The organism is Tenacibaculum amylolyticum (assembly GCF_964511145.1).
Classification (GTDB): Bacteria; Bacteroidota; Bacteroidia; order Flavobacteriales; family Flavobacteriaceae; genus Polaribacter; species Polaribacter amylolyticum.
Genome location: NZ_CAZEFZ010000004.1, coordinates 344,396 through 358,207, shown reverse-complemented (window position 1 = coordinate 358,207; position 13,812 = coordinate 344,396). Strand labels below are relative to the sequence as shown.

Genomic DNA, 13,812 nt, shown 5'->3' with positions numbered 1-13,812 from the left:
AGCTCAGTTGGTAGAGCATCTCCCTTTTAAGGAGAGGGTCCTGGGTTCGAGCCCCAGCCCGGTCACAAAAGTTAAGCTTCTGCTTAACTTTTTTGCTTTAAGCGCATATGGCGGAATTGGTAGACGCGCTGCCTTGAGGGGGCAGTATTCATTATGAATGTGGAAGTTCGAATCTTCTTATGCGCACATAAACTTAAAACCATTGATACACAGTACAGTATCAATGGTTTTGTTTTTTTATTATAAAATATAGTATTATTTAAATAAAAAAGTATTACCTTTGTAGTGCTAGGAGACGTCCTAGCTTCTTTTTCATAGCAATTTTCCCGCTCAATCTTTGAGTGGGTTTTTTATTTTTACACACTTTCTCTATTCAATTTCTCCTTTTATGTTACTTAATATTATAACTTATTGAATAGCAAAGTACTTGTGTTTTCTCTCAAAAAAAAGATAATTTAACCTTAAAAAAACACCCTAACTCTACGATAAATAAAGATTATTTAGTATCTTAAAACTTTAATTATCCTCCTTCCCTCGAGATCTCATTCGAGATTATCATAAAAAGCCTTTCGGTTCTGAAAGGCTTTTTTATTCTACATTGTATTTCTTAAAAAACACATTTACCCTGTGCTCATTAATTTCTAAAATAAAAGTTCTTTTGTGCTGTTCAATATAATTTAACTTCTTTCACATATAATTAACTCTAGTCATTACAATAATGCGTATTATTGCAGTATGCGTAAATTTTTATACATTTTAGTAATTTTACTAACCTCACTACAAGGTTTTTCCCAAAATCAAAAACTTAAAGGGCAGATTATACATGCAGATACAAAGAAAGCATTAAGTGCTGCGCATATATTAAACCTAAACTCTGTAGTGGGTACAATTACAAATGAAGAAGGGCTTTTTGAATTAACAGCAAAAGCTAACGATACTGTATTAGTATCTTACTTAGGATTTGAATCTATTAAACTAAAAGTTACCAATGATTTATTAAAAGGTAATGAATTAGTCATAGCTTTAAATGAAAAGCCTGAAGAAGTAAAAGAAATTGTTATTAACTCTACAAAATTGATTGGAATACTTGAAGTAGATGTAAAGCAAGTTCCTAAAGATCGTTTTACAAGAATTCATTTAAATGGTTTACCACAAACATATGAAGTAGGCCGACCTCAAAAACTATCTTCCCCTATTGCTAAGCTCTTAAATCCTGTCGATTTAGTATATGGGCTCTTTGGGAAAAAACCTAAACAATTAAAAAAACTTCAGAAACTAAAAAAAGAAGACGATTTACGTAAGATGCTTGCAGGTAAATTCGACAGAGAGGTAATGATGGAATATTTAGAAATGGATAAACAACAATTAACTAAGTTATTAGCAGATTGTAATTATTCAGAATATTTTATAAAAAAAGCTAGTGACTTACAAATGATTGAAGCAGTATTAAACTGTTATGAGAAATATAAAGCTATAAAAAAGGGAAAAATTGATAGAAATAGAATACCAGATTCTAAAAATTAAACATTCAAATGATGCTATTTAAAATAGTATTTATCTCTTAAATTATAGTATATGATCAAAAAATTACTTTACACCCTAGTATACTTTGCTATTATTACAAATGCTTTTTCACAAGAAAGTTATTATAATAATGTTGATCTTAACCTTACAGGAACTGCCTTAAAAGATGCTTTAGCTGTAAAAATAATAAATACACATACCAATCCTTTAGATTATTCGCCTGGAATATGGAATGCATCTAAAGCAACAGACGTAAATCCTACAAATAATACAGAAGTACTACTTTTTTATGGATACAGTGCTTCTGGCTCTACAGCCAGAACTAGAGGAATTGACGATAATGGTGGTAATGTAGGTCAATGGAATCGAGAACATGTTTTTGCAAACTCTTTAGCTGTGCCTGATTTAGATCAAGCTGGTGTAAATGGCCCTCCTTATGCAGATGCGCATAACTTAAGACCTTCAGATACACAGATGAATTCTTCTAGAGGAAATAAAAAATTTGCTACAGGTTCTGGTGATTCAGGATCAGTTACAGATGGTTGGTATCCTGGTGATGAATGGAAAGGAGATGTAGCAAGAATTATTATGTATATGTATCTTAGATATGGAGATCAGTGTAAACCTACCTTTGTTGGTGTAGGAGATGCATCACAAACTCCTGATGACATGATTGATTTATTTTTGCAATGGAATGCTGAAGATCCAGTATCTGATGTTGAAAAGCAAAGAAATCCATTTCATGAAAACACAACAAATACTTATGCCCAAGGAAACAGAAATCCTTTTATAGACAACCCTAGACTAGCAACAAGAATTTGGGGTGGTCCGCAAGCAGAAGATATTTGGGGAATTTATACTAGTTCTGATAGTGAAGCTCCTTCCACTCCAACTAATGTGGTGGCAAGTAATATTACAACTTCATCTATAGATGTGTCTTGGACAGCTTCGACAGATAATACTGCTGTTACTAGTTATGATGTTTTTGTAGATGGTAATCTTTCTAAGAATACAACGAGTACTAGTATAACGCTAGATAATTTAGCTTCAAATACAACTTATGAGATAACTGTTCTAGCTAAAGATGCTGTAGGAAATGAATCTCCTCAAAGTAATGCTATCAACCCTAAAACACTTGAAGATACGCAAGCACCTACTACTCCAACTAATGTTGTGATTAGTAATGAAACGGATACAACTTTTAAAATTTCTTGGACAGCCTCTACAGATAATACAGCAGTTACTGCTTATGAAATTTATATAGACAATACATTAAACGGTACGTCAACAACAGCTACTTACACTGCAAATCAACTTAGTGCATCTACCACTTATAGTGTACAAGTACTAGCTAAAGATGCTGTAGACAATAAATCTCCTTTAAGTACAGCAGTTGATGCTACAACTACAGATGGAAGCACAGGAAATGCTAATGAATTATTTTTCTCTGAATATGTAGAAGGTTCGAGTAATAATAAAGCTTTAGAAATAGCAAATGTTACCTCTAATCCAATTAATTTATCTAGTTATAGTATCAAAAGAAATGGAAATGGAGGAGCTACATGGTCTGCTCCTTTAAATTTATCAGGGACTATTGCTCCTGGAGATGTATATGTTATAATTAATGGAAGCGCATCAATTCAAGAATTAATTGATGAAGCAGATTTAGTACATCCAAACAATAGTACAACTAACAATGGAGAGCCGATCAACTTTAACGGGAACGACCCTATAGGTTTATTCAAAAATGATGTTTTAATTGATATCATTGGTGTTTTTAATGGTGGTTCTGCAAATTTTGCAAAAGATGTAACATTAAGACGTAAAAGCACTGTTACAGGTCCTAATACTGCTTTTGACTTAAATAATGAATGGATAGAGCTTCCTAGAGATGATGTTGAAAATATAGGTAGACACGATGCTGCTACTGCTAGTGTTAATGATGAAATCTTAAATAGAGTTGAAATTTACCCTAACCCTATTGTAAATAATACCATTTATGTTAAAAATACAAACGGTATTATTATAAATAAGGTGATTATTTATGAAATTAATGGAAAAGAGGTTTTCAAAAGTTCTAAAGGAATTACTAACGAAGGCCTTAAAATAGATAAGCTTCATACTGGAACTTACTTCCTAAAAATGAAAAGTAATCTAGGAAACATAACCAAAAAAATACTAGTTAAATAGAAATTTAAAGCAGCAAAATTTGCTGCTTTTTTTATACCACTAATTCAACTTAAAAAAGTAAATTTGTGCCTTTAACAACACAAACTAAATTAAATGATTCATTTCTTTGGAAACGCAAACAGTAAAGTATTTGCTGTTCAAACATCAAAAGAATTAACAACAGAAGATATTTCAAAACTTACTTGGTTATTTGCGAATAAACCTAAAATAAATATGGCGTCTCTTGACGCCTTTTTTGTTGGGCCAAGGGCAGCTATGATTACTCCATGGAGTACCAATGCTGTAGAAATAACTCAAAATATGGGAATTGAAGGTATCATGAGAATTGAAGAATTTGAAGCAGTTGCTGAAGATTTTTCTGATTTTGATCCTATGATCTCACAAAAATTCAATGGACTTCATCAAGATATCTTTACTATAGATATTGTTCCTGAACCTATTCTAGAAATTGAAGATATTGCAGCTTATAATGAAGCTGAAGGTTTAGCTCTTAGCAATGAAGAAATTGAATATTTAAATCAAGTTTCAGAAAATATTGGAAGAAAACTAACAGACTCAGAAGTTTTTGGATTTTCTCAAGTAAATTCTGAACACTGTAGGCATAAAATTTTCAACGGAACTTTTGTTATTGATGGTGAAGAACAACCTACTTCTTTATTCAAAATGATTAAAGAAACGTCAAAACAACATCCGAATGATATTGTTTCTGCCTATAAAGACAATGTTGCTTTTATCAAAGGGCCTACCGTTGAGCAATTTGCTCCAAAGTCTGCAGATAAACCAGATTTTTACGAAGTAAGTGATTTTGAATCTGTAATTTCTTTAAAAGCAGAAACACACAACTTCCCTACTACAGTAGAGCCTTTTAATGGAGCTGCTACAGGTTCAGGTGGTGAAATTCGAGATCGTTTAGCTGGTGGAAAAGGTTCTATTCCTTTGGCAGGTACTGCTGTATATATGACTTCTTATTCTCGTTTAGATCAAAACCGTCCATGGGAAAAAGGAATGAATGAGCGTGATTGGTTATACCAAACTCCTATTAACATTCTTATCAAAGCATCTAATGGAGCTTCTGATTTTGGAAATAAATTTGGACAACCACTTATTTGTGGATCAGTTTTAACTTTTGAGCATGAAGAAGATGCAAGAAAACTTGGTTTTGATAAAGTAATCATGCAAGCTGGTGGAATTGGTTATGGAAAAACAGCGCAAGCAATAAAAGATACACCAAAAGATGGTGATAAAATAGTAATTCTTGGAGGTGAAAACTACCGAATTGGTATGGGAGGAGCCGCTGTATCTTCTGCAGATACAGGTGAATTTTCTTCTGGTATTGAATTAAATGCTGTACAAAGATCAAATCCAGAAATGCAAAAACGTGCTGCTAATGCAGTCCGTGGAATGGTAGAAAGTGATGAAAACTTAATTGTTTCTATTCACGATCATGGAGCTGGTGGACATCTAAATTGTTTGTCTGAATTAGTTGAAGATACTGGTGGAAAAATTGATTTAGATAAACTTCCTGTTGGTGACCCTACCCTATCTGATAAAGAAATCATTGGAAACGAATCTCAAGAACGTATGGGATTGGTTATCGCTAAAGAAAATATTGAAACATTAGAACGTATTGCAGACAGAGAACGATCTCCAATGTATACTGTTGGTGATGTTACAAATGATCATCGTTTTACATTTCAATCAAAATCTAAAGGCAACACTCCTATGGATTTGGCATTGTCTGATATGTTTGGAAGCTCTCCAAAAACCATTATGAATGATGTTACTATTGATAGAAATTACAATGAAGTTTCTTACACAAAAGAAAATTTCCAATCTTACTTAGAACAAGTACTACAATTAGAAGCAGTAGCTTGTAAAGATTGGCTTACCAATAAAGTAGATCGTTGCGTTGGAGGAAAAGTTGCAAAACAACAATGTGTTGGACAACTACAATTGCCTTTAAATAATGTAGGAGTTATGGCTTTAGATTATAAAGGAAAAGAGGGAATTGCCACTTCTATTGGACACTCTCCTATTTCTGGTTTAATCGATTCTAAAGCTGGAAGTTTAAACTCTATAGCAGAAGCATTAACAAATATTATTTGGGCGCCTTTAAAAGATGGACTACAATCGGTTTCACTTTCTGCAAACTGGATGTGGCCTTGTAAAAATGAAGGTGAAGATGCTCGTTTATATAAAGCAGTGAAAGCTGTTTCTGAATTTTCTATTGACCTAGGAATCAATGTTCCAACAGGAAAAGATTCTTTATCAATGAAGCAAAAATATCCTAATGAAGATGTTATTTCTCCTGGTACTGTAGTGATTTCAGCTGCTGCAAACTGTAATGATATTACTAAAATTATAGAACCAGTTTTCAAACACAATCAAGGAAAAATTTATTATATCAATCTTTCTCAAGATACTCCAAAATTAGGCGGAAGTTCTTTCGGGCAAGTTGTAAATAAGATTGGTACTGAAGCTCCTTCTATAAAAGATGCAACTTTCTTTAAGAAAACATTTAATGTAATACAGCAATTAATTAAAGATGAAAAAATTGTTGCTGGACACGATATTGCTTCGGGTGGATTTATTACGACTCTTCTAGAATTGTGTTTCGCCAATACAAATACAGGAGCAAATATTGATATAACTTCATTACAACATTCAGATTCTATTCAGTTATTATTTTCTGAAAACGCTGGAATTATTATTCAAGCTGCAGACGATTCTGTTGAGAAAATATTACAAGAAAATGAAATTGAATTCTTTAGCATTGGTACTGTTACAGAATCGGATCGACTGAATATTAAAAATAACGATGATTTATATTCACTATCTGTTAGTGAATTGAGAGATGTTTGGTATAAAACGTCTTATCTTTTAGATCAAAAACAAACAGCAAGTAATTTAGCTGAAGATCGTTATCAAAACTATAAAAATCAGCCTTTAACTTACAACTTTCCTTCGCAATTTACTGGGAAATTACCTAAAATAACTGCTACTCAACCAAGACCTAAAGCCGCGATTATTAGAGAAAAAGGCTCTAATTCAGAAAGAGAAATGGCAAATGCTATGTACTTAGCTGGTTTTGATGTGAAAGATGTACATATGACTGACTTAATTTCTGGTCGCGAAACTTTAGAAGATATTCAGTTTATTGGTGCAGTTGGAGGTTTCTCGAATTCTGATGTTTTAGGATCTGCTAAAGGCTGGGCTGGAGCTTTTCTTTACAATGAAAAAGCAAACGCTGCTTTAAAGAAATTCTTTGAACGAGAAGATACGCTATCTGTGGGAATCTGTAATGGATGCCAGTTATGGATGGAACTAGAATTAATTAATCCAGAGCATGGAACACATGGAAAAATGGATTATAATGATTCTAAAAAACACGAAAGTTCATTTACTTCTGTAAAAATTCAGAAGAACAATTCAGTAATGTTATCTACATTAGAAGGCAGTACTTTAGGCGTTTGGATTTCTCATGGAGAAGGTAAATTTAATTTACCTATGAGTGAAGAAAATTATAATATCGTAGCAAAGTACGCATACGAAGGTTATCCACATAATCCTAATGGTTCCGACTATAATGTTGCAATGCTAACTGATACAACGGGACGTCATTTAGTAACCATGCCACACATAGAGCGTTCTACGTTCCAGTGGAATTGGCCGTATTATCCTGAAAACCGTAAAGATGAAGTTTCTCCTTGGTTAGAAGCTTTTGTCAATGCACGCAAATGGATAGAAAATAAAAAATAACCTACTTTTACATATTATTTGAAAAACCTCTTGTAGTTCAAGAGGTTTTTTCGTTTATTGAAATCGTATTCTAATGTAACTTTCTCTTTAACTAATTATGAAAACTGTACAGAACTCCCCTATTACTTTAAATGATTTGAAAACTCCCAAGGGAAAGTTTCTTTCAGGAAATTTAAATGATTTCAAGAAAAAAAATAAACATCGAATTCTTGAGGATTGGGCAAAAGAATATGGAGAGCTGTATACTATTAAGCTAGGACCTATAAAAGCATTAGTTTCTGCAAGTACTGATTTGAATGCAGCAATTTTACGTCAGCGACCAACCAAATTTAGAAGACTTTCTAAAATTGATGAAGTTTTTGTAGAAATGGGATTACATACTGTTTTTAATGCTGAAGGTGCGCATTGGAGAAAACAGCGCAAACCAGTATCGGAAGCTTTAAATGTAAAAAAAGTTAAGGGCTACTACCCTATTATTCAAAGTAAAGTTCAAAATTTAATCACTAAAATTAATTCATATCAAAATTCAGAAGAGTCTGTTGAGATTTTACACGATTTTATAGCTTTTACTATAGATGTTACTACTGAAATTGCTTTTGGATATCAATTAAACACACTAGAAAATAAAGAAGATAGTTTTCAAAATCATTTGGAACTCATTTTTCCTACAATTAATAAACGAATTACATCTGCCTTTCCAATTTGGAGATATTTCCCATCGAAAAAAGACAAATCACTAAAAAAATCTTTAAAGGCAATAGAAGAAATTGTAAACGGTTTTATTAAAGATGCAAAAAAGAGATTAGAAAATGATGAAAGTTTACGAGCAAATCCTTCTAATTTTTTAGAAGCTTTACTAATTGAAAGCGAAAAAGAAAATAGTGTTTTTGATGAAAAAACTCTGTACGGAAATGTAATTGCAATGCTTATTGCAGGGGAAGACACTACATCAAATACTTTAGCATGGACTCTATTTTATTTGGCACAGTATCCAGAAATTGTAACAAAAATTAGAAGTGAAGCTTTATCGGTTTACAAAAATGAAACTCCAGAAAGTTACGATCAAATAGCTGAACTTAAGTACACCAATGCGGTAATACAAGAAGCTATTCGGTTAAAGCCAACAACTCCTATCCTATTCTTTCAGGCAAATGAAGATGTAGTATTGAATAACGTATCTATTCCAAAAAACACAAGTATTATATTACAAAATACGTTTGCTACTATGCAAGAAGAAAACTTTTCGAATGCAAATGAATTTATTCCAGAACGTTGGCTAAAAGCTGAATGTCCTTATTTACAAAATCATACTCCTAAAGCAGTAAAAGCTTTTGGTGGTGGACCAAGATTATGTCCAGGAATGCATTTATCTATAACAGAAATGACTGCTGCTATTTCTAGTATTTGTAAACAATTTGATATTTCTTTAGATGAAGATGCAAAAAACATTCATGAAAACTTTGCATTTACAGTGCATCCAGAAAATTTAAAAGTGAAATTTAAAAAAGTAGTTTCTTAAAGCTTATAAACCAATATCTTTTTTTGCCTTTTCTAATAAACCTAAAGCAACAGAATCCATTGCGTTGTTTTCTATTAATGTTGCATTCGCAAAAGTGTCGGTAAACATTTCTTTGATAAAAGGCATTTTACTTGTTCCGCCAGTAAGAATAAGATAATCAATATTTGTTTTTTGTACTCCTGCCAATTCACAACACTGTAAAGATGTTCTTAGAATTTTTTCTACTATATCTTTAATCGCTTCTTCTAAAAGGTTTTTAGTTATTGTTAAATCATTAGGTATAAACTCGCTAATAAAGTTAAACTTTTCAACATCAGATAATTTAATCTTTGTATTTTCAATTTCCCCTAATAAAGAATGCGCTTTCTTGTATTGAATCAACTCATAGAATTGCGTTACTTTTTCTTTATATTTTGCATTCCCCATCATTTTTTTAACTAACAACTCTGTTTTTAAAGTGTATAGTGAAGTCGTTATCTTATTCCAGTCTGCAGCATATCTGTAAGGAGTATCAGGTAATGATAATCCTTTTAATTTATCTGGAGTTTTATAGCCAAGTTCTGAGAAAAATGATTTTAATGCAAAACTACCATCAATATCTGTTCCTCCTAAAGAAACACCAGAAGTTGCTAATATTTGTAATTCTTTATTTTTTCCTTCTACTTCTACAATTGTAAAATCACAAGTTCCTCCACCCAAATCTGCAACAATAGCTAATGATTTTTCTTTCAATTTATCTTTATGATGATAAGCAGCTGCAATAGGCTCTTCTAAAAAAGAATAATTTTTATAGCCTACATCTTTTAAAATAGTTTCTAATTGTGTAATTCCAGAATTTGCTCCATTTTCATTTTCAGATAATCGAACAGGTTTACCAACCACTACATAGTCTGTTTCTTTTCCTGTAAATAATTCTGTTTCTTTTTTTACATGCTTCAAATAATTCACGATGATATTATGAAATAGAATTGTTGTTCCTGGTTTTAAGCTTGTACCTTGTTTAAAAAATGGTGTTCCTAAAATTCTTTTAAAACTTTTCATATATCTACCATAGCCATTATTTATATAAGTATCTGTAGCAATACTTCCATATATAGGATTCTGAATATCCTTAAAAGGAAAAAATACACAACTTGGTAACGATTTCTTTTCTTCAAAAGATACCATTTGTGTTTTACCGTCCTTATATACTGTACTTATAGTGTTAGAAGTTCCAAAATCTAATCCGCAAATATTTTTCATCGATGTATTATAAAAAAGACGCGCAATTTACAGCAATCATTTATTATAATAACTTTTACTCACTTATTTCTTTTCAAAATTTAAGATTGAAAACAAAAACATTCCAAAAAGCAGCTATTTACAATTGTAAACAACTGTAATCATAACTAAAAGGTACATTTCTTAGTTACAATTATGAACTATTAGCAGTAGTTATACTCATTAAGTTAACTAAAGTCATTTATTTAAGGTATAATACATCGATATTAGTCTAATAATTAGTGATTATTCGCATTATCTACCTCCTATATGCTATAAAGCAAGCATATTTAAAGTATTAAACATACTTTTAGACTGTTTTACAATTGTATAAAAAGATAAAACCTTTATTTTTAAGGTGTTATAGATTTATCTTATAGCAAATACCTAAACCACTCTATTTTAATTATTTATCTGCATTCATTTAACGTGTTGGTTTATTATGACTATTGCTCTAAACCATATTTTTTGATTAACACACTTGTTTATCTTTGTAAACTTTGTTATATTTACAATCGTAAACAAACACGTAGTTTACATTTGTAACACTTATGATAGATCGCTTAAAACTCATATTAGATTATTATAATTTGACTTCCTCTAATTTTGCAGAGAAAATTGATGTCCCTAGATCTAGTATTTCTCATTTACTTTCTGGAAGGAATAAACCTAGCTTAGATTTTATTATAAAAGTTGATAAAGCCTTTGATGAAGTCGAGCTTGATTGGCTTTTATACGGTAAAGGAAGCTTTCCTAAGACAATATCAGAAAAGCCTTCCCTATTTAGTCAAAAAATAACTGAAGTTAAGCAAGAAGAAAATAATTTTGATAATCAGAAAAAAAGCAATAACTTTTCAGATGGTAAACCACGCATATTAAGAAAAGTAATCTTATTATATGACGATGGTACTTTCGACGCATTTGACAAGTAGTTCCCTAGAATTACTTTTTAAATAATCCCCTAGAAAAAATAAGTCTGTATGAAAATACAGACTTATTTGTTTTTATATAGCCAAATAATGGAAGAGCTGTTTAAAATTATAGCATAAAAAACCGCTCTACTATGGCACAATAGAGCGGTTTGCAAACTCGAAACGTAGTTAAGCAGTAATTTATACTACGATTCTTTTTCTAATTTAAGGATGTTATTATTAGATCCTTTTAAATAAATCTTTTCATTGTTCACATATGTAACTGTAAAATTACCTATATGATTATTAGGTAAATTATCAGACACAATTGTAAACTTAACAGAACCGTCTGCTAATTGCTCAGCTTCCCAAGTTCCTGTGTAATTTTCCCCATTTCCTTCAGCTACAATCGTTCCATCTTCTTTAAATAAAAATACGGTATTATATTCTGAAGTCTTATCTACTCCATCTACTTCTAAATACTTTATTTTCCATACATCTACAGCTGTTACAATATCCTTTACTCTATTCACATTTATATCTCCATCATTAGGACAAGATCTCTTAAATTTTAATAAATGATTTTGCTCTCCTTGTAAATGCACTATATCTTCATCTAAACGAGTTAATAAATAATAATCGTTAATATCATTAGTTAATGTAGAAGAAGATAATGAAACTGCTATTCCACCTGTAGCAACTTCTTGTGTAACCCAAGTTCCTTCATGTTCGGTAGTTCCATCTTTTGCTACAAATGTTCCATCTTCGTTAAAGTTAAATACATATTCAGCATAGTTTTCTTGTACATTTTCACCATTAACTTCTAAATATGAGATTAACCAGTTACATTCTGTAATTACTTCTTTAAAAGCACCTACTCTTACATCTGGACATTTCTTTTTAATTTTCATGATGTCGCTATTACCTCTATCTAATTCTAAGAAATTATCGCCACACTCTAAGATTTTCCATTCTCCAATAAAACTTTCAACTGCATTTGTTGCATTCGTTTCAAATTTTACAGCCAATGCACCATTACTAGTTTCTTCAACTGTCCATGTACCGCTACCTTTCTCAACACCATTACTATTAAACGCTTTAAATGTAAAATCATCTTTAAACTTAAACCTGTATGCTACTAGATCTGTATTTGTACTATGCCTTTTTATTTCCCATATACATTCTTTAAGATTTCTCTTAACTGAAGTAATATCACAGTCATTATCATCATCGTCATAATCATAATCATCATCTTCGTCACAACTATCTTTAGCTTCGTTTATAACACGCTCTAATTCTTGATTGTTATTAACTACTACAGTAGAACCATCTGCTAATACCATTGCTACAGGAAAGTTTAAACTAGCTAATACATTATCATCTAAATTTTTAATAAAACGGAATAATTCTTTATCATTATTTATTGTCTTTGTTTCAATTACATCAAAAGAAGTATTAAAAATTGAGATAGAAATAGGATATTTAAAATCGATACACTCAATGTCATCATCATCTTGATTTTCTCCTACACAAGAGCTGATTAGTTCTTCTAATTCAGCTTCATTATTAATTACTGTTTCTGTAAAATCACTAGATATAATTGTTACTGGAAATTGAATATTTAACTGATCTATGTCATTATCAAATTCTTCAAAAATCTCCTCAATTGTATCAAAATCTTCCTCTGAGTCTATAATAATTTCTATATTATTGACTACTACAGTTACTGGAAGTTTTACTTCTAAGCAATTAGCTCTATCTATAATATTATCTTTAGAACCATCGTTTGTAGATGTACGACTAATTAACGTTGTTAATGAAGAATTAGCTTTAAGAGTTTCATTAGCATTAGGTTGTGATATATCTATTGTTTCTTGCTGACAAGAGTATATACTAATGAATAAAGCTAAGGCTAAAAATTTAAAGGGGTTAAAATAGCTACTTGTTTTCATGGTTAATATATTTTTACAAATTAGAAATTATTTAAATGACTTGTTTATATCTAAAACAAGGAACCTTTAAAAATTCCTACCCTCGTATTTATTTTTTTTTAATTTTAGAAAAATTATGTTAATAGTTTAATGGAAAAACCTACTAACAAAGATATTTGTAACGAAAACTTTTTTGCTTCATTTTTCTCTAAAAACGCAAAAAGCTTATACCATTTTCTCTATTATAAATATGGAGAGTTATTGAACCCTGAAGATAAGGTACAAGAAGCGTTTTTAAAAGTTTGGCAAAATTGTCATAAAATAATCCCAGAAAAAGCAAAGAGCTTTTTATACACTACAGCTAATAATTTAATGATTAATCAGCTAAACCGTGAAAAAGTAAAGTTGAAATATCATGAAATCCCAAAAAAGAAGCATACCAATGAATCTCCTGAGTTTTTACTAGAAGAAAAAGAGTATCTAGAAAAAATTGAAATGGCACTTGCTAACTTAACTGAAGCACAAAGAGTTGCTTTTATGCTAAATAGAGTTGAGGGAAAACGATTTAAGGAGATTTCGGAAATCCTAGGAATTTCGGTTAAAGCAGTAGAAAAAAGAATTTACGGAGCTTTAAGAAAACTAAGAGAAGAAATAGATGGATTGTAAAATTTTATATAGTGAGGGTAGGAATTTTTAAATCTAACTTGTTATAATAATA

General features: G+C 30.9%; 8 protein-coding genes and 2 tRNA genes. 8 read left to right on the top strand and 2 right to left on the bottom strand.

All coding sequences use genetic code 11. From position 1 onward, the window contains the following. The 6 genes from ACKTTC_RS03100 to ACKTTC_RS03075 all read left to right on the top strand — a co-directional run bounded on the left by ACKTTC_RS03100 (position 1) and on the right by ACKTTC_RS03075 (position 8,992). Positions 1–62, top strand: a tRNA-Lys gene (locus ACKTTC_RS03100). Positions 63–101: 39 nt separating this feature from the next. Then, a tRNA-Leu gene (locus tag ACKTTC_RS03095) sits at positions 102–186 on the top strand. Between the two features lie 549 nt (positions 187–735). Beyond that, the gene (locus tag ACKTTC_RS03090; protein WP_408038160.1) at positions 736–1,524 is read left to right on the top strand and encodes a carboxypeptidase-like regulatory domain-containing protein; all 789 of its coding nucleotides are present in this window, start codon (positions 736–738) and stop codon (positions 1,522–1,524) included. A 51-nt stretch (positions 1,525–1,575) separates the two neighbouring features. Beyond that, positions 1,576–3,714 carry an endonuclease gene (locus tag ACKTTC_RS03085; protein WP_408038157.1) on the top strand — a complete coding sequence of 713 codons (2,139 nt, stop codon included), beginning with the start codon at positions 1,576–1,578 and terminating at the stop codon, positions 3,712–3,714. Positions 3,715–3,807: 93 nt separating this feature from the next. After that, the gene (gene purL / locus ACKTTC_RS03080; RefSeq protein WP_408038155.1) at positions 3,808–7,473 is read left to right on the top strand and encodes a phosphoribosylformylglycinamidine synthase; all 3,666 of its coding nucleotides are present in this window, start codon (positions 3,808–3,810) and stop codon (positions 7,471–7,473) included. A 97-nt stretch (positions 7,474–7,570) separates the two neighbouring features. Further along, positions 7,571–8,992 (top strand): cytochrome P450, encoded by a 1,422-nt coding sequence (locus ACKTTC_RS03075; RefSeq protein ID WP_408038153.1) that lies wholly within the window; start codon positions 7,571–7,573, stop codon positions 8,990–8,992. Positions 8,993–8,995: 3 nt separating this feature from the next. On the opposite strand, the gene ACKTTC_RS03070 is transcribed toward ACKTTC_RS03075, so the two are convergent. Then, on the bottom strand, positions 8,996–10,234 hold the full coding sequence (locus ACKTTC_RS03070) for an Hsp70 family protein (protein WP_408038151.1): 1,239 nt from the start codon (positions 10,232–10,234) through the stop codon (positions 8,996–8,998). Between the two features lie 569 nt (positions 10,235–10,803). Here ACKTTC_RS03070 and ACKTTC_RS03065 point away from each other — a divergent pair. Further along, on the top strand, positions 10,804–11,184 hold the full coding sequence (locus ACKTTC_RS03065; protein ID WP_408038149.1) for a helix-turn-helix transcriptional regulator: 381 nt from the start codon (positions 10,804–10,806) through the stop codon (positions 11,182–11,184). 185 nt (positions 11,185–11,369) lie between these two features. Here the strand turns inward: ACKTTC_RS03065 and ACKTTC_RS03060 are convergent, their stop codons facing one another. Continuing rightward, a complete protein-coding gene (locus ACKTTC_RS03060) occupies positions 11,370–13,115 on the bottom strand; it encodes a hypothetical protein (protein ID WP_408038147.1) in 1,746 nt (581 codons plus the stop codon). A gap of 129 nt (positions 13,116–13,244) precedes the next feature. Between ACKTTC_RS03060 and ACKTTC_RS03055 the strand changes: the two genes are divergently transcribed. Then, positions 13,245–13,760 carry an RNA polymerase sigma factor gene (locus ACKTTC_RS03055; RefSeq protein WP_408038145.1) on the top strand — a complete coding sequence of 172 codons (516 nt, stop codon included), beginning with the start codon at positions 13,245–13,247 and terminating at the stop codon, positions 13,758–13,760. The last annotated feature ends 52 nt before the right edge of the window (positions 13,761–13,812 follow it).